Here is a 21368-nt window from a genome sequence, read left to right as displayed (position 1 = left end):
AAAGAGGTTTTCAATTCACACAAGCTTTTATTTTACACATACCGTGGATCCAAAGCGAACATTTCTGGAAACTTCGGAGGGATATCTTTATAGAATGTCATAATCTCATTCATGTCTTTTTCTAAATCTCCTGACGGGTGCAAAATTCTGCCAATGCCTGCTTCCTTGTTCTTATAATCAAGGTAGGACAATACAATTGGCACTTTTGCTTCAAGCGCTGTATAATAAAAGCCGGTACGCCATTTTTCGGTTCTTGAGCGTGTCCCTTCAGGTGGAACCATTACAGCCAATTCATCCCTGCCCTCAAACAGGTTTACCATGGCTTCCACCATACTCAGTTTTTTCTTGCGGTTATCTTTTGGGCGACGGTCAATTCCAATCCCTCCCATCGGACGGATTGCAATATTCAAAGGGAAACGCATCCACTCTCTTTTGATTGCGAAACGAAGCTTTATTCCCATTTGCCTACATGCTTCCACTGCAAATACAATATCCCAATTGGAAGTATGTGGAGCTGCTAAAATAACCGATTTCCTTGCTTGATTTAAATCTACTTCTGGATGAACTTTGATTTTCCACCCTTTTAACCAAAACAATAATCTAAATATCAATCTTACCATTCCAGGTCTTTTTTTACTTCAACACATTGTTCTTAAACAAATCGGGACATAACGTCCCATCAACCTCAGACTGGCAGAAAAACAACTTGTGACAAAATCTTCTATTTTTTATAATTTCTTTACAACTCTTTATTTCCACCCCACAACATTACCTCTTTCTCGTTGCAGCATATCCTGTGGTACATTATTACGGATCACCTCTCCCAGTGCCTTCACCAATGAAGCTTTTGCGAAGTTGCGGGCATATACAAGGCTAATTTCCCTTACAGGTTTCTGGTCACTGAAGGTTCTCACACGCTCCAAGGCATCCTCATCAAATTCAGCGACTGCCAATTCGGGCAATAACGTAAACCCTCCTTCTCTATCCACTAACTTACGCAAGGTCTCTAATGATCCACTGTTATATGTGATAGGCAAGTTATGCTCTACCTTATTATTATAAGAACACAGGTTAATCACCTGATCCCTGAAACAGTGTCCATCACTCAACAGCCAAATATCAGGAGACTGAATATCCTGAATCTTCACCTCCAACTGCTTTTCAAACTTGTAAGTCGGGTTGGTATACACCAAGATCTCTTCATAGAAGAGCGGTAACTCCTCTAAGCCATCCTCATTAAGCGGCGTGACAATAATCGCAACGTCAATAAGGTCTTTACGAAGAGCCTTTACGATCTCATCCGTTTGCCATTCACGGATTATCAGTGAAACTTGCGGATAACTTCTAACCAACTCTCCAGCAAAGCGAGGCAGTAAATAAGGAGCCAATGTAGGGATAATTCCAACCTTCAGTTCTCCACTTATTGTATTCTGATGGGTTTTGATGATCTCATCCAGCTTACGGGATTCCGTCAAAACCACACGAGCCTGCTCAATCAGAGGCCTACCTACTTCAGTCGGAATAACAGGTTGCTTACTCCTGTCAAAAATCATTACACCAAGATAGTCCTCCAGCTTCTTGATCTGCATACTCAAAGTTGGCTGTGTCACGAAACAAGCTTCCGCTGCCTGCGAAAAGCTTCCATATTGATCAACAGCCACAATATATTCCAGTTGTGTTAACGTCATCTTGAATTGGTATAAATCAAAAAATTAATAAACAGGCCTAAAACAGGCTTCTTTCAGACTATTCTATTAAAAATGATCTCTTTTCATTTTTTCATATGCGATGATACCGCTTAATGTCGCTCCCGGAATTCCTTGTCCCGGATACGTCGTATCACCACAAATATAGGCTTTATCTCCATCAAGTCTTGCATCCAACATCTGCCAAGGCTTTATTTTCATAAACTGTGGATATCCTCCTACAAACCCAAATGCCCTGCCTGTCCACTTCTTCCATGTTTTGGGAGTCGCAGAATGCTGGTAAACTATATCCTTACGAGTCAGAAACCCCAAACTTTCCAACTTATCAACAATCGCACTCTCTACAGCCTCAATATCTTTTATATAGTTTCTTTCTGGATCATGAAGGTGTGTACTAACTGAGGCTACACATTGTCCTGTTGCTTCTGTTCGGGAAGTGTCAGAAGGATGGTTCAGGCTCAGGAAAATACTATCTGTTCCACATTCCGCTAAAGGGGTCTTCAAGTGTATTTGATGATGAATAGCGTCAAACGTTTTATCAGTATTAAAACCTATCCCCAATTGGAATGCACTGTTCAACCTCTCAGAGCCCATCTGCTTTTCTTCAAATACCTTCCGTGGCTTACTTCTAAACACTTCCAAGGTATTATTGATCGGAATGGCTGAAATGAGATACCCACAACTGAATTCCTCCTTCTCCGTTTTATGCTTTGCCTGAATAGTATAGTGACCGTTTTCCCTTTCAATACTTTCTACACCAGTTCTTAAAAGCACTTCCCCTCCATTGACTTTTATAAAATCTACCAAAGGATTGATAAGGTTGATAAGCCCCCCATTCATATAATAGTTCCCATAGTTGGTATAGCAAAGTGCCGTTGCCCCAAACAAGACATTTACCTCTTCCATCCTGTTTTGGGCCGTGATCATCAATTGTTCATTGACAAAACGAACAAACTCCTTATGCTTATCAAGCTTAAAGGACTTCAATAAGGATTTCATTGAAGTCAAGGCATATCGGGCAAACTTAAATTGTTTCAGGCTTGCATTCCCCATTGCAAACAACAGGTCTGATGCATTACTGGGAGGAAAAGCCGTTTGCTTGAGAGATGTTTCCCATACAAACTCACTTACCTTGTAGCAGAACTCCCAAAAAGCCCGTTGGCTTTGCTTTCCAAATACTCGTTCCGCTTCCGCAATCCATTTCTCCAAAGGCTCATAGCGGTTGACAAGCGTACCATCTGGCAACCAAACCTGCATGGGTAGTTTCAGGTGCAATGGATTAATATTGATACCGGTTTCTTCCAATAAAAAGCGCAATGGCATATGTTGGTCAAGCCCAACCAAAGTGGTAGCTCCACTCTCAAATACAAACCCTTTTCGTGAATACGAGCTGACACACCCACCAGGCAACCAGTTTTGCTCCAGCACACCCACTTTCACTCCATCTTTTGCAAGAAGGCAGGCTGCAGTTAGTCCAGCCATGCCACTGCCAATTACACAAACATCAAATTTTCTCATCTTAGAGATTTATCCTATTACTAATCTGAATGTGTTCCAGTTTTGAAATTCAAGTAATTCATTTAAAAATATCACCACTCACAAGCCGCTGACTTTCAGATTATTTTACTTAACCTGCTAATTCAGACATTAAACAATTAGAGTATCTTTCCTGTTTAAGTGACAATTAAAATATGCGAGACATTGATAGCGTATATGTGCGGATAAATAGAATTTATACTGTGAGTGTTATATTACGAGTGGAAAAAGGACTACAATAGTGTTGTACAACTGGAGCTTACAGTATTTAACAAGGATTAACTCACCTTGGCTATATATTTACTGATACCAAAAGTAGTCTGATTCAGTATCGTTAGTAGTTTAGCTAAAGAGTCGTTAAATTTGCGTCCTTTGGTTCAGCGTGACTAATTCATAAGTAAAAGGTAACCTAAGCAAACTAAACTGACACACTGATTATTATATATAAACACATTGCGCTTCAATTATCAATAAACCTTTGTGATGAAAGTTACAGTTTCAAGAAAGGCGCATTTTAATGCGGCACATAGACTACACAATCCTGATTGGTCCGAAGAGAAGAACAAGTTCATTTTTGGAAAATGCAATAATGAATATTTTCACGGACACAATTACAACCTGACAGTCAAGGTAACGGGGGAAGTAAACCCTGAGACTGGTTACGTGATCGATATGAAGATCTTGAACAAAATCATTGATGAAAATGTTCTCGAAAAGCTTGATCATAAAAACCTGAACCTTGAGGTGGAGGAGTTTAAGACACTCAACCCTACTGCGGAAAACATTTGTGTGGTCATTTGGAATATACTCCGGGAACAACTGGACCCGAAATTCGATTTAAAAGTGATTCTATATGAAACAGAACGAAACTTTGTGGAATACCCAGCATCTTAACGGAAACGGTTCAAACGGAACGGATGTGGCTGCGGTGTCTTCTCGTACTTCTGAGATAGAAGAGATCGGGAATGAGCATGTAGCTACCTCTCATGATACACCGATGCGTCAGGATGCTTTCGAAATGGATGACGACACTAAGGTTGCCAAGATTGAGGAACACTTCCGTTCCATCATGGATATCCTTGGACTTGACCTTACTGATGACAGCCTGAGTGGCACACCATATCGTGTTGCCAAAATGTATGTAAAGGAAATTTTCAGCGGACTAAACCCTGAAAACCGTCCTGATATCAAGCTGTTTGAAAACAAGTACCAATACAATGAAATGCTTGTAGAGAAGGACATTACCTTCTACTCAAACTGTGAGCATCACTTTGTTCCGATTATTGGTAGAGCGCACGTAGCGTATATCTCTAATGGAAAGGTGATTGGTCTTTCAAAAATCAATCGAATTGTACAGTACTATGCCAAACGTCCTCAGGTACAGGAAAGGCTGACAGTTCAAATTGCTGAAGACCTAAAGAAAACACTTGGAACCGAAGATGTGGCTGTAGTAATTGATGCTAAACACCTTTGCGTATCAATGCGTGGTGTAGAAGATGTAACCAGTTCTACAGTGACAGCCCACTACAGTGGCAAGTTTAAGGAAGAAAGCGCTAAGAGTGAATTCCTTCAATATATTCAGTAATAGTATTTACTAAAGAATAAAACAAAGGACAGCTTCTCGTACAGAAGCTGTCCTTTGTTTTATAATACTATTCAGGCTAATATCTGATTTAGTTGCAGTCTCCCGCTTACAAGCTGATCAAAGCGCGTATTCTGCTGATACAGCAAGGTTACAAACAGAAAAACACCAAAAGTGAACTCCTGAAGCTCCCACAACTTTCCATCCTGAATAACTGATATCAACAGGTAAAATGCCAAATACAACACACCCTGTGTCAGTCTTGGAATTGGAATGAACAGGTATTTGAAGTTCCTTACCTTGCTACTAAACTGATAGAGCAATGGAATGACAAGCAAATAGGTAAAAATACCACTGTACATGATTGTACTGAATATAAGCTTGTTGAGCTTCACTTCACCTACCTTGATATTATGAAAATTGAGCTCAGCTTGTGTATTGATTGATTTTAGCTCTTCTGGCGTATTCAATTCCCAGATACGTTGCCCCCAGGATATTTCTTCTCCCGCTCCAAACAGAAAGACCATTCCGAAGACAATCATCATAGCTCGAAGCTGTTTCTGATTTTTGAAGGCGGCAACAAAGAAAAAGCCTGCTGACAATAACAGCATAACGGCTGTAAAATTCTCTATGTAACCATCCTCAACAACATATTGATTGAAAAATGTGCTATCATAAAAGAATGTGTAAATACCGATCAGGATGTGCACAAGCACTATCGAAAAAATAAATTTTTCGGTGGTAGTAAACTTGTTGTTAATCATAGTGAGTGAAATTTGATTGATTGGTCTTATGTGGATAGCTGTAACTATTAATCTAACAAATTAGTCGGCACAGTCACCATCTTTTCCACCTAGCCAGTCCCCGCGTTTAGTAATATTGAGAAAAACGACCTCTTATAAATATTCATTAGCAATTGCACTTATAACACTGACAGTCATAACATTTGGCCTTAGTATAATAACATCAATTGCGAAGAATGAACTCAGTAAAAGTTCGTTTTGTTAGAATGGGTTTTGAAAATAAGTCTGAACAACTGTAAAGGTTTCCTTAAACTCCCTGTTCATGACAGCGTTAAAGACTTTTAAAAAAATTTGAGTTTCCTACAAAAAAAAGAGGTTACACTTTTGTTATCATTTAAGTGTAACCTCCTCTACATGTATACCAATAAGGATTTTACCAGTTCACCTGATAGCTTTCCCCTTCAACGGATTTACTATTGTAACTGTCCTTAAGTTCAGCAAATTTCACTATCACAGTTTCCATCTGTTCCATTTCACCCTCTGACAGGTTCCTTGTCACTTCCAATGGCTTCCCCTTTCCACCTACTTCAAAAGTAAATCTCACTTTATTGTTTTGCATAGAGGATGGATCTACCTGATAGTCCTGATACCAAAGCTGGATCTCTTTCCAATAAGGTAAAAATGACGAAGCATTTAAACCATAACCCCTGACTACTTCCCGGTGCTTATCATTTAGGTCTGCCATCAGTGTGTCATTGCAATACTCGAAACCGAAAAGTTCTGGCATATCGGCTGAAAGCTTGATTGGTGTTCGACTTCCTCCCAGCATTAGTTGTACGTCCACCAAATTATGGTGCACATCCCCCAAATACTGGAATTCAATTCCAAGTTCTGCATTTCCTTTATTCACATGGATAAAATACGACACAAAAGACCTGTCTTCAGGTATTTCTTTCAGCCTGTACAGTAGTTTTCCGTCCACTCTAGTCCGTTGGAAACGCTCATCCTGTTCCAACTGTATCATGGGCTCAATCTGACTGAAAGCCAGACTACTTACCATACAAATGAAAATCAATAAGGTACAGCTAAAAATCTTTAACTTCATGCTAGAGGTTCGCTTGTTGAGTTAAGTTCAGTTGAAAAATATGAGCTCTCTTAAATGAGAAAGTCCCTTTCTGTAGGTTTCTGTTGTCAAAAAAACGAAGTAATTGGACTATATATTTTAAAACCTAAAATTTGAATAGTACAAATTTAATGTAAGTTGGCGTCTTTTCATTAAGAATTAAAGACATCTTTATCACACTTTAACTAATAATATCACTCATACAACAAGCTACCTCTTATTTGATGGTCAATAAGTGTCTGTAAAAATTAGGTAATACAAAAACGAATGTAAGGGTGCATGAATAAGGATCGCATACAAAACCCAATATTTAAAAAAAAGACACCTAAGAGCTAAAGAGTAATCAAATAGACTAATAGTAAAACCCCGACTCCTATCTTAGGTCGGGGCAATACCTTTAAGGTCGCTTTACCAACTTGACATGCTCCAAATGGTGATTACCATGCCAAGCATAAGTGGCAATCAGTTCTTCTACCGAAATTTCTTTTCCATGTTCTGGATGAATCACTGTCTTTTTCAGGTCTTCATCAGTTAAAGCCATCAACAAAACTGTCCAACGCTGATGCAATGCTTCCAATAAGGCAAGAGAAACTTCAACTGGGGTTAAATGGCTGTCAGGCAGCTCTGCCCAACGATCCTCGTAATAAGGTTTTATGGTTGGTTTGTATTCGGTAAGGGCTAATTTGAAACGCATAAAGCCATTGATATGACTATCTGCCAAATGGTGAACAACCTGCAAGGCAGTCCACCCTTCTGGTCTGTAAGGTGTTTGCATTTCTGCCTCTGACAGTTCTGAAACTGCTTTCTTCAATTTCAAAGGCAATCCCTCGATTTCTTTAATCCACAAGTTGACCATCTCTCGTGTAATTTCATCAGGAAACTGAAGCTTTCCAATAGGATATTTTAGTTTTTCGGTTTGGTTTGTTGACATGTTTATTCGTGATTGAAAATGAAAGTATATTGTTGAAACCAGCTCTAAACAAAGATGTTAATTATCTTAAAATAATCCTGCTGATAAGACATTCTTTCTGATATCTATTCCACACATTTTGAAGATAAAGCCCTCCTTTCTTACCTTTGCTTCAATGAGAAAATTTTTGCACATAGCCGTAGCCACTATCTACACGGTTCTCTTTATTGGAATCGGGGTCAGCCAGCATTATTGCCAAGGCGAGATGACCAGCTATTCTGTTTTCTCAAAAACGGAAGCCACTTGTCATACTGAAGCTCCACAATGCCCAAACTGTCACATCACAGAAAAACCTGATCACAAAAACTGTGAACATGGCGCTAACGAGAACAGTTGCTGCGAGACTGAAACGGCAATCATTAAGATTCAGGACTCACATCGTGCTTCAGACCTGATACAGCTTCCACCAGTACAATTTATTGCCAGCTTACCAGAAACGCCTTCCTACAAGGAAGTAATCCTGTCATTCTCGCAAAAAATTGTACAGTTTTTACCTCAGCAGTTTAACCTGCCTCCGCCTAAAACGCCCCTACATATACTATTCTGTGTTCTTAGAAATTGAAATTGACTTTTCAAACTTCACCTTTTTACAAAGTGGCTTTTACTCTGTAACTGACTATCAGTTTACAACTCTGTAATTAGGCTTTGGTTGCTTACACCATTTTGGGCAACCCTTCTTTTATTTTTCAATTTTCAATAAAGTAATTCATTTGATTTTCTATGAACACAATTATAAAAACATTCGCCCTTATCCTTTTTGTCGCAATAGCTACAATTTCAAACAATGCACAAGCTCAAGACAAGAAAAAAGTCACCACAGAATTTAAGGTACTTGGCAATTGTGAAATGTGTAAAGAACGAATCGAAACTGCCTTGGATGTTCCGGGAGTGTCATTCGCATATTGGGACAAAGAAACCAAGATGCTTAAAGTAACTTACCGTACCAATAAGGTAACTGAAGAAGAGCTACACGCCTTGGTCGCCAAGGTGGGACATGAAACTGAAACCAACAAGCCTACAAAGGAAAGCTACCAGAAGCTGCCACACTGCTGCCGCTATGTAGAAAACAATCACACACACTAAGCTTTCACTGATTTTCCGATAAGATATATCTGGGCAGGAAACCACTGCCCAGACAAAACATGACGCTATGAAATATATCATTAAGCTAATGATAGCTTGTTTGATGTTTCCTGCATTTGTGTTCGGCCAAACAGTGGAAGGAACTGTGTCTGAAATCAATGAGCAGGGAAATAAATTACCACTTGCAGGGGCCAATGTATATTGGCTCAATACGACCACAGGTACGACAACAAAGCCTGATGGTAAATTCCTGCTAGCTATTCCTAAAGGAAAAAGTCAGCTGGTTATCAGTTATGTTGGGTTTCTGAGTGATACGGTCTCTGTAGCTTCTAACACCTCTGTTGATATCACCTTGCATGCTGATGACCAGTTATCAGAAGTGGAAGTAGTAGGTGACAGAGGAAGCAGCTACATGGATTTTGTGGAAACAGTGGGAGTCCAAAACATGACAGAGAAGGAGCTTTTTAAGGCTGCCTGCTGCAACCTATCTGAAAGTTTTGAGACCAACCCATCCGTAGATGTATCCTTTACAGATGCCATTACCGGTACCAGACAGATCGAAATGCTAGGTCTTGCAGGACGTTATGCACAGATCACTACTGAGTCTTTACCCACCATACGGGGGCTTTCTTCGAACTTTGGGCTTACCTACTTGCCAGGTACTTGGTTACAAAGCATTCAAGTTTCTAAAGGAGTTGGTTCGGTAGTCAATGGGTACGAGTCCATCACAGGGCAAATCAACGCTGAGTTAAAGAAACCATTTATCAGTGAAAAGCTGATGGTCAATGCCTACGCCAACCAAGGTGGAAGACTGGAATTGAATGTCAACACCATGCAAAAGATCAGTGAAAAGTGGTCAACTGCTACTCTTCTACATGCCAGTGGCAGGACGACCAAGCAAGACCATAATGATGATGGTTTTCTGGACTTTCCATTAGCCAGTCAGTTCAACGGCATCCATAGATGGAAATATGAAAGTGGCAAGGGACTCGAGGCTCAGGTAGGAATTAAATACCTCCAAGACAGAAAACAAGGAGGACAAGTAGATTTCGATCCTGAAGTACACAAGTTTGGAACTGAATACTATGGATTAGAAATCAACACTGATCATGCTGAAGTTTTTGCAAAAACAGGCTATGTATTTCCAGAAAAGCCTTACAGAAGTATCGGTTTTCAATTGACGGGAACCTACCACGATCAAGACGCCTATTTTGGCAATACAGTTTATCAGGGACAGCAAAAAAGTGTTTATACCAACTTGATCTATCAATCGATCATCAGCACGACAGACCATAAATTCAAAACTGGTCTGACGTTCCTGTATGATGACTATGATGAAACATTTGGCAGTACAACCTTTGAGGAAACGAACTTTAGACGTACTGAAGCAGTATTTGGTGCCTATGCAGAATACTCCATGAACCTTCAGGATAAATTCCAGCTGATTGCAGGGCTAAGGGGAGATTATCACAACATGTTTGGTGCTTTTGTTACACCAAGGCTTCATGCTCGCTATGCGCTGACTGAACGTACAGCAGTAAGGGCTACAGCCGGTAGGGGGCAGCGTACTGCAAATATTTTTGCAGAAAATATGGCTGTATTTGCCAGTGCCAGAGAGGTCAATATTCTAGCTGACAATATACAGGAAAAGGCATATGGCTTGAACCCCGAAGTTGCATGGAACTATGGTTTAGGACTGCAACATGAGTTTGAGCTTTTCTACAAGGATGGTAGCTTAAATGTGGACTTTTACCACACCAATTTCCAAAACCAAATTGTGGTAGACCTTGATCATAATACACAAGAAATCCTGTTTTACAACCTCAATGGCACTTCCTATTCCAATAGTCTCCAAGCAGAGCTAACCTACAGTCCTTTGCGTAGGTTTGACGTGAAGTTGGCGTACCGTTGGCTAGATGTAAAAACTGACTATAGTGAAACACGCTTGCAAAAGCCACTCACAGCCCAGCACCGTGCATTTTCAAACTTTTCCTACGAAACAAGGGAAGGTGAGAAAGGTGGAAAATGGCTATTTGACTATACTGTCCAATGGAATGGACAGAAAAGGTTACCTAACACACAGAGTAACCCTGAAGAGTTTCGAATGGACAACTATTCGCCCAATTTTTTCCTGATGAATGCACAGGTAACCAAGTCATTAAAAAATCAATGGCTCGAAGTATATCTAGGTATGGAGAATATTGGCAATGTAACACAGGAGTATCCGATAATCTCTGCTGAAAATCCATTTGATCCACACTTTGACAGTTCTATTGTATGGGGACCAATCTTTGGTCGTATGACCTATGCAGGACTTAGGTTCAAGTTGTAAAAGTAGTATCACTATAAAAAGAGGCTGAAACAAATGAGTTTCAGCCTCTTTTATTATGCCCTAAAACCCTGTTACCTCAATTGTAGCCAGACTTTAGAATATTTTTTTCACATTTTTGAAAACGATTTCCCTTCACACGGAGTTCGCCCTACACAAACCACTTTCTTTCAACTGATAAAAGTAACTTCAATATGATAGCATTTGACATAAGAAAAAAAGAGTTTCAGGACTGTAAAACCTCTCCGCTGCTGTGTTGGGATGTTTACCAAATGGAACAGATGCAACATAGACAAAAGCAAAAGGATTTAGAACTGTTACAAGCACTGTCATGTAGCCATCAATGGGATGTGAAATGGGACTTTGAAAAGGAACTATTTGACCACAACAGCACTATACTGGTGGTAAACCAAGACGAAAAGGTCATTTTTGCCAGTCAGAACCTTTATGACATGTCGGGCTATTACCCCAAAGAATTGGAAGGTAAATCTCCAAAAGTATTGCAAGGCGAAGCAACCGAAAATTACGCCAAAGCCGTCATCAGAAATGCCCTAAGCAACCAAACTCCTTTTGAGGTAACCCTAACCAACTACAAGAAAAACGGTAGCACTTACAAATGTCATATCAAAGGTTTTCCTATTCTGAATAAAGAAGGGAAGCTTGCCAATTATATAGCTTTTGAACAGGCCGTATAAGAAAATTCACACCCACCCCCTCCCAATAGCTAGTTAAAAAGAGTTTATCTCTGTTTTTTCGTATTTTTATATTTAATCGAATTGATACAACACTAACTTTAACTAGCTATAGAATATGTTTGAAGATGATTATGTACCAGTATCGCCTGAATCTACAGGTCTCGGTATTATAGGGTATTTACTGATTGCCTTTGGGCTATACCAGTGTTTTAGAAAAGCCGGAGAAGCAGGATGGATGGCTTTTATTCCTATTTTGAACTTTGCCATTATGATCAAGTTAATCGGTCATTCCCCTTGGCTAGTGCTATTGTTCCTGATCCCTCTTGTGAATATTATCTTTGCTGTTTACGTCAATTATGAATTTCCTAGAAGGTATGGAAAAGGTGTTTTATTCTGTATTCTCAATGTCTTTTTCTCTATCATAATGATTCCCATTCTTGGGTTTAGTGACAGCAGGTATCTTGGACCAAAAACAGCTAGGTACTAGGTCAATACAGTAAAAGCACTTTGAGAATCAACTCAAAGTGCTTTTAAATTTATATTTCGGCTCTCAAGATAGCTAATGGAGGTTTACTTACTATTTCCCGACTGTTCAGTACCCCAATCAGTACTGTAATAGCCACTATTCCAATTGCAACTACTAAAGCAGGTAACAAATCAGGCAAGATAAACATGTCAAATACCCAATACCCAATGGCCCAAGTAGCTATATAACCTAGAATAATTCCTACCAATACAGCCAACACTCCTAAGAAGAAGTACTCTAAAGCATTAATACCCAACACTTGTTTACGGCTCGCCCCAATGGTTCTTAAAAGGACACTTTCATGCATCCGTTGGTACTTGCTAATGACCACTGCACCAATCAGCACCAAAAGTCCTGTAACAATACTGAACAATGCCATAAACTGTATAACAAATGCGACCTTATCTAGTACATCATCTAGCGTCCTTAAAATCAAGTCCAAGTCAATCATGGAAATATTCGGAAAAGCACTCACTACTTGACTTTGTAGCTGAGCCGAAACTTCCTTATCAGGTACTTTAGTGGACATAATGTGGAACTTTGGTGCTTTTTCCAGTACACCTGTTGGAAAGATCAACACGAAATTAGCCTGCATCCTACTCCAATCCACTTCCCTTAAGTGTGTCACAACAGTTTCCAATCTTGCTCCTTGTACATTGAATGTTAATGTATCTCCCAACTCAATTCCTGATGACCTTGCAAAACCATCCGAGAATGAAATACCAATTGGTTCTCCTTTTTCCCAAGCTCCTTTCCACTCTCCTGCGACTGTTTTTTCAGATTCTTCCAGCTCTTTGCGGTAGGTAACACGATACTCACGGTTGAAAGTCCTTGAGCGTACATGTATGGTAGAGTCTTCCCTGACATCTGCCTTTGTCATTCCATTCACCTTTTCTAATCTGAGCGTGACCATCGGCACATCCTGAATGACAGGCAACTGATTTATGGCCATCATCTCACGTACCTTCTGATGTTGAGAATCCTGAATATCGAATAGAATCATGTTAGGCTGTTTCCCTGAAGTTGAAAGCTCTACCCTATTCAACAGCATTCCCTGTACAGCAAATAATGTTACAATCAGCATAGTACCCAGTCCTACAGTCACAATCAGGACTAACGTCTGGTTATTGGGACGAAACAGATTTGCCAAACTTTGCCTCCACAAGTAACTCCAAGAAGTGGGAAAATACTTTCTTACTCCTGACATTAAGCCATAAGCAAAAAGTGATAGTATGCCAAAAGCAACGGTTACCCCCCCTGTAAACCCTGCTGCAATACCCCAGTTATTGGTTTGCCAATATGTAAAGCCAAATACAAACAGTGCGATGACCAAATACATACTACGCATAAACCAATCAGGATCGTTATTTTCCTGCACATTGGCTCGAAGTGTTCTCAGCGGAGATATTTTTCTTATGGCAAGCAAAGGCAGCAAGGCGAATAGCACCGAAATGACCAGCCCAGTAATGACACCCTGCAATATGGCTAACCATGAAAGCTCTGCCGTCACTTCTACAACCATAAACTCCCTAAACAGTACAGGAAGGTAAAGCTGTAGTAAAGATCCTAGAATTGCTCCAATCAAGGCTCCCACTAACCCCATGCCTGCTACCTGAATCAGGAAAATCTGAAATGATTGTTTACCACTTACTCCCAAACAGCGTAGTAATGCCACCATCTCAACTTTCCCCTTTACATAGACATGTACAGCACTTGCAACACCGACACACCCCAGTAACAAGGCTACAAAACCTACAAGGTTAAGAAATCGATTAAGGTCTTGAAAGGTTCTTCCTACTCTCCTTTTTCGCTCATTGACAGTGGTCGTACGAACACCTTCATCTTCAAACCTTTCCTCAAATGCCTCCGCTTCCTTGTCAAGGTCTTCTCTATCCCCAGCTACCTTATAGAAGTATCTGTAATTGACACGACTACCTTTTTGCAAAAGTCCCGTCTGCTCAACATACGCTCCCGGAAAGTATACGACAGGCATAGCTGCAGCTGTTAAGGTATTCTGTCCAGGTGCTTTCTCAATCGTACCTAATACTTCAAAAGAGACATTTCCCAACCTGACAGTATCTCCAACAGCGGCATTCATCTGAAGAAGTACAGTCTTATCTATCAATACTCCCTTGCCCTGATAAAACTGCTCAACAGCTTCAGCAGGTTGTGTCTCCAATTCACCATAAAATGGAAACCTGCCAAATAGTGCTCTCACATCTACTAGTCTTGATCTATTGGATGCAGGGAAAGCTGCCATTGAAGCAAAATTATATTGCTTGGCAGAAGCTGATGCATTTTCACTAAAATACTGAAGGATGGAATCTGGGACAGGTTGGTTATCATGGATTTCCATATCTGCACCGAGCAATTCCTTAGCTTGGTTATCTATATCCTTTTGAAGATTAGTGGAAAAGGTGTTGACTGCGACCAAAGCAGTAATACCAAGTACGATGGAGGAAGTAAAAAGCAGTAGCTTGGGCAGACTTTTACGACTGTCACGCCATGCCATCCTAAAAAGCCAGTTCATGTTCAGTTTTGTTATTGGGTAATGAGAAAGCTGATTAGCTGATAGCTATCAAATGTAAGATAACAGAGATATTCGCACCGTCAAAAAGTTCCCTGAAACTGGTTCTTCCAGTAGATTTTAAAGTGTAAAATAATGGACTTTTTTTGAATTCATTGCATAAAATAAAACCCCACGAGAACCGCAGTTCTGTGGGGCTTTAATAAATATATGCTATCCTTCTGAATGAATCAGACAGTCATGATATCTGTCTCTTTCTTCTTCAAAATCTCGTCTACCTGAGCAACAAAAGCGTCAGTCAGCTTTTGAACTTCGCCTTCTGCATCTTTAACTGCATCTTCCGAAGCACCGTCTTTTTGAAGCTTCTTCAACGAGTCATTTGTTTTCTTACGGATGTTTCTAACGCTTACTTTAGCGTTTTCACCTTCCGTTCTTGCTTGTTTTACAAGGTCTTTTCTTCTATCCTCAGTAAGTGGAGGCAAAGCAAGTCTTACAACCTCACCATCGTTTACTGGGTTCAATCCTAGATCAGAATCTCTAATTGTCTTTTCGATCTCAGCCAGCATATTTTTCTCCCATGGCTTGATCACAATTGAGCGTGCGTCAGGTGTGCTAACTGAAGCTACTTGAGAGATCACTGTTGGAGTACCGTAGTAATCTACTTTCAGACCGTCCAGCATAGCTGGAGATGCTTTACCTGCTCTAATTTTACCAAGCTCGTTATGAAGGTGATCAACAGCACCATTCATTTGATCTTTGGCGTCATCTAGATACATTGAGATTTCCTCTTCCATCTTATGTTATAGGTTTAGTAAATACCGAATGTTTTGCTTTGAGTAAATTTGGCCACTCACCAAATTTCGTTATGGCTGTATGTGTGCTCCTAATGCTTATGATACCGTTGTACCGATATTTGCCCCCTCAACCAATCTAATCAGGTTATCAGGCTTGTTCATATCAAATACAACAATTGGCAGCTTGTTTTCACGGCAAAGTGTGAAGGCTGTCATATCCATTACCTTCAGGTCTTTTCTCAGCACTTCTTCAAATGAAAGCTCTTCCAGCTTCACTGCTTTTGGATCCTTTTCAGGGTCGGCTGTATAAATACCGTCCACTCTTGTTCCTTTCAATACTACATCTGCCTCAATTTCAATAGCTCTCAAACTTGCTGCAGAGTCAGTTGTAAAGAACGGGCTACCTGTTCCAGCACTGAAAATCACTACTCTACCTTTTTCAAGGTGACGTACAGCACGTCTTCTGATAAATGGTTCACAGACTTTATCCATCTGAATACCAGACATCAATCTTGTATAAACACCTTGCTGCTCCAAAGAGCTCTGAAGTGCCATACCGTTGATACAAGTCGCCAACATACCCATGTGGTCTCCTTGTACACGATCAATGCCGATACGATCAGCCTGCATACCCCTGAAAATGTTACCACCTCCAATTACAATGGCAACTTCCAGTCCTTTATCTACTACTTTCTTGATCTCATTTGCGTATTGCTCAAGACGTGTTGGGTCAATACCGTACTGTTGATCACCCATTAGCGCCTCACCGCTAAGTTTCAGAAGGATCCTTTTATATTTCATTGTGGGATAGATTTTTTGAAGTTCTCGCAAATATAAAAAGATCGTATCTAAAACATAACCCTGTCTATACTAAAGCAGCGACAGGATTAGCACTCTCTTTCACAATTCACACATATTCAACAAAATAAAAGCTTAAAATCCAAAAGAATTCCTCTCATGAAAAATTCACTTCATCAGAAGTGCTTGCTCTCTTCTTTCAGTAAGGCGATTACCTGTTTGCATATATGCTCAACCCGCTCCTGAATGACCTTTAAAGGTTTCGTTTTTGAATGCTCGCTCTGCAGCAAAATTTTCGTAGCTACAATCTCCTCATCTAAGCTATGGAATTCCAGCAAATCAATGGTTGAACGAATTCTCTTCTCCAGTTTCAGTAGCTTATCATAGTTGCGGTTCTGAACAGCATGCTGATAATCTACCAGAAAGTACTCCAAGGTACGAGGCATCGTATCAAGGAAGTGCTTTAGAAAAGTAGGTTCTCCATTTGACATATCGAGAACACCCTGAAGGTTAATCATTTCAAGGGTTTTCTCTTTGACAGAGCCATTCCGCTTTTGTGTTTCCTTATTGATTTTATGTGCCGCGTATTTAGCTAACTTGTTGTAAAGCTGCTCCGGCACAAATGGCTTCTGCAAATAGTCATCAAACCCAACTGTGGACTTACGGCGCTTTTCCACCTCTGTCCATGAGGATGCAGTCAATGCAATCACAGAAAGGTTAGAAAAGCTTCCACCTTCCATATTCTTGATATGTTCCGTCACCTGATAGCCATCCATATCGGGCATTTGCAAGTCCATCAGAACTATATCAAAATCTTTTTGTCTAATCTTATGTAAAGCCTCCTTACCATTGGATGCATAGTCGATTTCAGCGTCCCAGTTATTAAGAAAACTGGTAACTACCAGACTATTCATCTTATTATCTTCCACCACTAGGATTCTCACCCCATTCAGGCTCTTGGTAAGCAGCAAAATATCATCGCTGTATGTATCGTCTGAATCCTGGTCTACCGTTCCTTTTTCCAGCTCAAGCCTAATGTCAAAACGAGTTCCTTCTCCCAGTTGACTCTCTACCTCAATTGAGCCTTCAAAAAGCTCAACCAATTGTTTGGTAATGGCCAAGCCAAGCCCTGCTCCTCCTACTTTATGGGTACGTTCTTCTGACACCTGAACATACCTTTCAAATATTTGCTGTTGTTGAGATGCTGAAATCCCAATACCAGTGTCAGTCACAGAAAATAATAGCTCAACCGTATTATCATGGTCAGCCAATACTTTTACCTCTACAGTTACTTTCCCCTGTTCTGTAAACTTTATCGCATTGGTTACCAAATTATCCAAAATCTGCTTAAGCCTCACCTGATCACCAACTACCAACTCAGGCACAGTGCCAACCAATCTTACATTCAGGTCAACTCCCTTTTCTTTGGCTTTTAAAGAGGCTCCTTGCTTTATGCCACCAAAAAGTTCCTTAATACTAAAAGGCTCCTTCTCCAGACTCACCTTACCTGATGTTATCCTATTTAAATCAAGAACATCATTAGTCAGGCCCATCAGCTGTTCAGCAGACAATTTCAGTACATTCAGTTTTTCCAACTGACTTGTACTCAAAGGTTCGTTCATCAACAGGTACGTCATCCCCAAAACAGCATTCAGCGGATTACGCAACTCATGACTGACCGTTGCCAAAAAGTCTTCCTTAGCTTGAGAGGTTTCTTTTATATTGGTCATCGCCTGTTCTTGCTTCTGTTCCTGTTCCCGCTTATCTGTGATGTCCTGCACATACCCTAATATCTTTTGTGGGCCTTCTCCAGTATTTGGTTTGGTTAGAAAATTCCCTTCAAGCAATCTTTCACCCTTTTTCTGATGGGCTATTCGCAACTCAAAGGTACCTTTTCCGTTAGGCTGTACTGCCGCCGACTTCCATGGTGGCGTTGACTTCAGTATAAGCATCAGCTCATCCAAAGTGAGCTTTTCTTGATCTATACCTAAAATATACTGAGCTCTTTGGTCACATGAAATGGTTTTATCATGTAAATTCCACTCCCACGTTCCAATATTGGTCGAAGTGATCACCATATCAAGCCGTTCTTCCATGGCTTTTTCATGGCTGATATCCTGGTAATAACCTTTCCAAAGAAGACCTTCCAACTTTAGGTAGCTTTCCCCTACAATTCTCACCCACTTTTCATTTCCCGATGCTGTTTTAGCTTTCAGCTCAAAGCTAAATGCAGTATTATCTTTCAGTGCCTTTAGAGAACATTGTTTCAGGCGTTTCATCGTGCCCTTTTCCATAAACTGAAACACCTCTAACTGACTGTTTCTTTTAGAAGAAGGTACATCCAAAAAGTCAAACAACTCACCTGTCCAATCCAGAGATAAAGAGGACATACTAAACTCCCATCTGCCTATACCCAACTGGTTTAATTGTGGTAATGGCAATGAAGCTGTATGCATCAGGTTTGTAATAATCAGAATATTTTTCGCTGAATGGCCTTTATGCTGGATTGCATAAACTTCAATCTGCACCTCTTGCTCCCCCTTAAAAACAGTTGTGATACTGCCCTTATTCTGATTAAGAAGTGCTGAATTTACTGCTTTGGTGAATTGCTGGGTGGCGTGACTGGAAAATGAAATCCAAGACAAGGGGTTGCGTTTTAGATAATCTGCAGAGGTTCTCCATAAAGCACTGAAGGCATTATTGACATAAACTACCTCATCGAGGGTTTCATCCATAATGACAATACCTTTATGATACCTATCAGACAAATCTATTAGCCTGGAAATATTAAGGTTATGATCCGATAATTGCAACATAAGTTCTAGGGTCTATCCCTATGCTGTAAAAAGCAAACTAGGTTTAACATTTACCAATCAGGTATGTCTTCTTTTTCTATGATTATTTCTAGTAAAAAGTCCTGACTGTATTATTAAAAAATCACTAAGGTATTACACCTTATAATTGTCAGATTTGGTGTTAGTTACAAACTAACAATGCTTAAAAGAAAAAATTAACCTTTACTATTTATACTTAAAAAAGTTGATCTTATCGTTGAATTATATAAGCAGCTACCATTTGGTTCTGTCTTACATAATAAAAAATAGCATTTGTTTTACTTTGGGTATATCAACAAAAATCTTGCATTATTCCTTTACAAAGTTAAAATAAATAACTTTTTATTATAACTTATTTCTCCATTAATTCTAGAATTAATGATTCTTTTTTGAGATTCAATTTTATCAGGATTCCTTATATCTATGACAAACACATTTTCCCGCTCACTGTTTGTATTCGCTTGCTTATTAATTACTTCTACAAGTTTCAGCCAGCAAATCCAACGTTGTATCACTGATGAAGTTCATCAACAACTTATCGATAAAAAACAGGCGGTAGATATGCAGCTCTTCTCGGAGTGGCTATCCAAAAAAAGCACTAATCTCCGAACGACAAATGAGCCAATTAATTTCATTAAAAACATTCCTGTTATTGTTCATGTCGTTCACAATGGAGAGTCAGTAGGACAAGGTAGCAATATATCCGAAGAGCAGGTTATCTCTCAGCTACATGCCCTCAATCAGGATTACAACAGGCTAAATCCTGATGCTACACAAACACCATCTGAGTTCAGGAGTGTTGCTTCCAATACAGGAATAGAATTCAAGCTTGCTGTAATAGATCCTGATGGTAACTTGCTCTCAGAGCCTGGCATCCACCGAATGAAAGGTTCGAGAGCAGATTGGGGGCAAAGTACTGTCGAAAGTGAACTAATGCCTAATTATAATTGGGATGCAGACCACTATCTCAATATATGGGTTGTCAATATGAGTAATCCGAATTTCTTGGGTCTCGCATTTTATCCTACATCAGAAGAAATTGAAGGCCTTGGTCAAAATGACGGATTGGATTTCAGTACCAGTACCCGAGATGGCGTCATCATCCACTATGAAGTATTTGGCAATAACCGTGACGGCGAATACCCGAACCTAAGAACCATCTATGACCTTGGCAGAACCACTACACATGAAGTAGGGCACTGGCTAGGCTTGCTACATACTTGGGGTGCTAGCAATGGTTGTAACAATGATGATTACTGTGACGATACACCTTTAATCAGTGAAAGCAACTCCAATATTTTAACCAACTGTAATGTAAGTGCTTCCACTTGTGCTGAAGAATCTAACTTTGAGAGTGCCATGTTCCAAAACTTCATGGACTATACTGGAGATGCCTGCATGAACCTGTTCACTGATTGCCAACGCGTTAGAATGATGGATGTTCTTGAATTTGCCCGCCCATCCATTGGCGCAGGCGTACCTCAGGAAACTCCTGCTCTTACAATCGATGCCAGTGGAAATACTATTGAACTCTCATGGACAACTTCTACCGAAGCGAATGTGGTATATGTATTGGAAAGGAGCTTGAACAACTACGATTTTGAGGTCGTAACTTTCGGCAAAGGGTTTTCCTCTTACAATGATGCTATTGCTGAAGCTGATCAAGATCAATACTTCTACAGGGTTTATGCAGTAAATCAGAATGGGTTTTCAAAGTCTTCAAACATTGCCAATGTTATTGGTAGAGTACCTGATGTTATCGTTGGTATTGAAGATGGTGAGATCTCATCCAAGGATATTCAGGTGTATCCTAACCCTGCAACAAACAAGATTATTAATATAATATCTGATGCTGTGACTACAGAGGCTTGCTTGCTTGAGATATTTGACCTGAGAGGACAATCTATCCTTAGTCAATACAGTAACAGCGATACTCCTTTCTTAAATGAAACATTGGATGTCTCAGCCCTTCGAGATGGCATATACCTGTTAAGAGTCAGTAACCGACATGGTACGGCTACCAAAAAAATCATGGTAGGAAACCTTTAAGATGGCCTATCATGGCAACAAAAAAGGCATTGGAAACTATAAGCTTCCAATGCCTTTTTCTATATCATTTTCA

18 protein-coding genes are annotated in these 21368 nt (G+C 40.0%); 8 read left to right on the top strand and 10 right to left on the bottom strand.

Translation table 11 applies throughout. The annotated features are described in order from the left end of the window. Positions 1-32: 32 nt before the first annotated feature. From V6R21_RS07420 to V6R21_RS07410, 3 genes are all read right to left on the bottom strand, one after another. On the bottom strand, positions 33-620 hold the full coding sequence (locus tag V6R21_RS07420) for a 1-acyl-sn-glycerol-3-phosphate acyltransferase (RefSeq protein ID WP_334242277.1): 588 nt from the start codon (positions 618-620) through the stop codon (positions 33-35). A gap of 129 nt (positions 621-749) precedes the next feature. Next, complete coding sequence (locus V6R21_RS07415; protein ID WP_334242275.1) at positions 750-1688, bottom strand: hydrogen peroxide-inducible genes activator; 939 nt, start codon at positions 1686-1688, stop codon at positions 750-752. A 66-nt stretch (positions 1689-1754) separates the two neighbouring features. Further along, positions 1755-3224: a phytoene desaturase family protein gene (locus V6R21_RS07410; RefSeq protein ID WP_334242272.1), complete on the bottom strand. Its 1470-nt coding sequence runs from the start codon at positions 3222-3224 to the stop codon at positions 1755-1757. A gap of 501 nt (positions 3225-3725) precedes the next feature. Here V6R21_RS07410 and V6R21_RS07405 point away from each other — a divergent pair. Both V6R21_RS07405 and folE read left to right on the top strand, forming a co-directional pair. Beyond that, positions 3726-4136 (top strand): 6-pyruvoyl trahydropterin synthase family protein, encoded by a 411-nt coding sequence (locus tag V6R21_RS07405; RefSeq protein ID WP_334242270.1) that lies wholly within the window; start codon positions 3726-3728, stop codon positions 4134-4136. Next, entirely contained in the window at positions 4096-4827 is a 732-nt protein-coding gene (folE, locus tag V6R21_RS07400; protein WP_334242269.1) for a GTP cyclohydrolase I FolE, read from the top strand. Before V6R21_RS07405 ends, folE begins: the two co-directional genes overlap by 41 nt. Before the next feature lie 71 nt (positions 4828-4898). Here folE and V6R21_RS07395 read toward each other — a convergent pair whose 3' ends face one another. The 3 genes from V6R21_RS07395 to V6R21_RS07385 form a co-directional block, all read right to left on the bottom strand. Beyond that, the gene (locus V6R21_RS07395) at positions 4899-5588 is read right to left on the bottom strand and encodes a hypothetical protein (RefSeq protein WP_334242267.1); all 690 of its coding nucleotides are present in this window, start codon (positions 5586-5588) and stop codon (positions 4899-4901) included. Between the two features lie 412 nt (positions 5589-6000). Further along, positions 6001-6672 carry a hypothetical protein gene (locus tag V6R21_RS07390; RefSeq protein ID WP_334242265.1) on the bottom strand — a complete coding sequence of 224 codons (672 nt, stop codon included), beginning with the start codon at positions 6670-6672 and terminating at the stop codon, positions 6001-6003. 415 nt (positions 6673-7087) lie between these two features. Then, positions 7088-7621 carry a YfiT family bacillithiol transferase gene (locus V6R21_RS07385; protein WP_334242263.1) on the bottom strand — a complete coding sequence of 178 codons (534 nt, stop codon included), beginning with the start codon at positions 7619-7621 and terminating at the stop codon, positions 7088-7090. Positions 7622-7775: 154 nt separating this feature from the next. Between V6R21_RS07385 and V6R21_RS07380 the strand changes: the two genes are divergently transcribed. The 5 genes from V6R21_RS07380 to V6R21_RS07360 all read left to right on the top strand — a co-directional run bounded on the left by V6R21_RS07380 (position 7776) and on the right by V6R21_RS07360 (position 12254). Beyond that, complete coding sequence (locus V6R21_RS07380; RefSeq protein WP_334242262.1) at positions 7776-8222, top strand: HYC_CC_PP family protein; 447 nt, start codon at positions 7776-7778, stop codon at positions 8220-8222. Between the two features lie 158 nt (positions 8223-8380). Continuing rightward, positions 8381-8743 carry a heavy-metal-associated domain-containing protein gene (locus tag V6R21_RS07375; protein ID WP_334242260.1) on the top strand — a complete coding sequence of 121 codons (363 nt, stop codon included), beginning with the start codon at positions 8381-8383 and terminating at the stop codon, positions 8741-8743. A 67-nt stretch (positions 8744-8810) separates the two neighbouring features. Then, the gene (locus tag V6R21_RS07370; protein WP_334242259.1) at positions 8811-11075 is read left to right on the top strand and encodes a TonB-dependent receptor; all 2265 of its coding nucleotides are present in this window, start codon (positions 8811-8813) and stop codon (positions 11073-11075) included. Positions 11076-11266: 191 nt separating this feature from the next. Continuing rightward, complete coding sequence (locus tag V6R21_RS07365) at positions 11267-11767, top strand: PAS domain-containing protein (protein ID WP_334242257.1); 501 nt, start codon at positions 11267-11269, stop codon at positions 11765-11767. A 115-nt stretch (positions 11768-11882) separates the two neighbouring features. Then, positions 11883-12254, top strand: a complete 372-nt coding sequence (locus tag V6R21_RS07360) for a DUF5684 domain-containing protein (protein WP_334242255.1) — start codon at positions 11883-11885, stop codon at positions 12252-12254. Positions 12255-12303: 49 nt separating this feature from the next. Here the strand turns inward: V6R21_RS07360 and V6R21_RS07355 are convergent, their stop codons facing one another. The 4 genes from V6R21_RS07355 to V6R21_RS07340 all read right to left on the bottom strand — a co-directional run bounded on the left by V6R21_RS07355 (position 12304) and on the right by V6R21_RS07340 (position 19147). Beyond that, positions 12304-14823 carry an ABC transporter permease gene (locus tag V6R21_RS07355; protein WP_334242252.1) on the bottom strand — a complete coding sequence of 840 codons (2520 nt, stop codon included), beginning with the start codon at positions 14821-14823 and terminating at the stop codon, positions 12304-12306. A 227-nt stretch (positions 14824-15050) separates the two neighbouring features. After that, positions 15051-15614: a ribosome recycling factor gene (gene frr, locus V6R21_RS07350; RefSeq protein ID WP_334242251.1), complete on the bottom strand. Its 564-nt coding sequence runs from the start codon at positions 15612-15614 to the stop codon at positions 15051-15053. Positions 15615-15710: 96 nt separating this feature from the next. Then, the gene (gene pyrH, locus V6R21_RS07345; protein WP_334242249.1) at positions 15711-16415 is read right to left on the bottom strand and encodes a UMP kinase; all 705 of its coding nucleotides are present in this window, start codon (positions 16413-16415) and stop codon (positions 15711-15713) included. A gap of 173 nt (positions 16416-16588) precedes the next feature. Beyond that, complete coding sequence (locus V6R21_RS07340; RefSeq protein WP_334242247.1) at positions 16589-19147, bottom strand: ATP-binding protein; 2559 nt, start codon at positions 19145-19147, stop codon at positions 16589-16591. A gap of 522 nt (positions 19148-19669) precedes the next feature. Here V6R21_RS07340 and V6R21_RS07335 point away from each other — a divergent pair. After that, entirely contained in the window at positions 19670-21295 is a 1626-nt protein-coding gene (locus tag V6R21_RS07335) for a T9SS type A sorting domain-containing protein (RefSeq protein ID WP_334242245.1), read from the top strand. Positions 21296-21368: the final 73 nt, after the last annotated feature.

It is taken from the genome of Limibacter armeniacum (assembly GCF_036880985.1).
GTDB classification, from domain to species: Bacteria; Bacteroidota; Bacteroidia; order Cytophagales; family Flammeovirgaceae; genus Limibacter; species Limibacter armeniacum.
This window is presented reverse-complemented; position numbering and strand designations above follow the sequence as displayed.

Bases quoted from the DNA above. Each gene is read 5' to 3' on its own strand.
- V6R21_RS07385 (WP_334242263.1), bottom strand. From the start codon at position 7,621: ATGTCAACAAACCAAACCGAAAAACTAAAATATCCTATTGGAAAGCTT.
- frr (WP_334242251.1), bottom strand. From the start codon at position 15,614: ATGGAAGAGGAAATCTCAATGTATCTAGATGACGCCAAAGATCAAATG.
- V6R21_RS07370 (WP_334242259.1), top strand. From the start codon at position 8,811: ATGAAATATATCATTAAGCTAATGATAGCTTGTTTGATGTTTCCTGCA.
- V6R21_RS07405 (WP_334242270.1), top strand. From the start codon at position 3,726: ATGAAAGTTACAGTTTCAAGAAAGGCGCATTTTAATGCGGCACATAGA.
- V6R21_RS07335 (WP_334242245.1), top strand. From the start codon at position 19,670: ATGACAAACACATTTTCCCGCTCACTGTTTGTATTCGCTTGCTTATTA.
- V6R21_RS07340 (WP_334242247.1), bottom strand. From the start codon at position 19,147: ATGGATGAAACCCTCGATGAGGTAGTTTATGTCAATAATGCCTTCAGT.
- V6R21_RS07375 (WP_334242260.1), top strand. From the start codon at position 8,381: ATGAACACAATTATAAAAACATTCGCCCTTATCCTTTTTGTCGCAATA.
- V6R21_RS07360 (WP_334242255.1), top strand. From the start codon at position 11,883: ATGTTTGAAGATGATTATGTACCAGTATCGCCTGAATCTACAGGTCTC.
- V6R21_RS07420 (WP_334242277.1), bottom strand. From the start codon at position 620: ATGGTAAGATTGATATTTAGATTATTGTTTTGGTTAAAAGGGTGGAAA.
- V6R21_RS07410 (WP_334242272.1), bottom strand. From the start codon at position 3,224: ATGAGAAAATTTGATGTTTGTGTAATTGGCAGTGGCATGGCTGGACTA.
- folE (WP_334242269.1), top strand. From the start codon at position 4,096: ATGAAACAGAACGAAACTTTGTGGAATACCCAGCATCTTAACGGAAAC.
- V6R21_RS07415 (WP_334242275.1), bottom strand. From the start codon at position 1,688: ATGACGTTAACACAACTGGAATATATTGTGGCTGTTGATCAATATGGA.
- V6R21_RS07365 (WP_334242257.1), top strand. From the start codon at position 11,267: ATGATAGCATTTGACATAAGAAAAAAAGAGTTTCAGGACTGTAAAACC.
- V6R21_RS07355 (WP_334242252.1), bottom strand. From the start codon at position 14,823: ATGAACTGGCTTTTTAGGATGGCATGGCGTGACAGTCGTAAAAGTCTG.
- V6R21_RS07390 (WP_334242265.1), bottom strand. From the start codon at position 6,672: ATGAAGTTAAAGATTTTTAGCTGTACCTTATTGATTTTCATTTGTATG.
- V6R21_RS07395 (WP_334242267.1), bottom strand. From the start codon at position 5,588: ATGATTAACAACAAGTTTACTACCACCGAAAAATTTATTTTTTCGATA.
- pyrH (WP_334242249.1), bottom strand. From the start codon at position 16,415: ATGAAATATAAAAGGATCCTTCTGAAACTTAGCGGTGAGGCGCTAATG.
- V6R21_RS07380 (WP_334242262.1), top strand. From the start codon at position 7,776: ATGAGAAAATTTTTGCACATAGCCGTAGCCACTATCTACACGGTTCTC.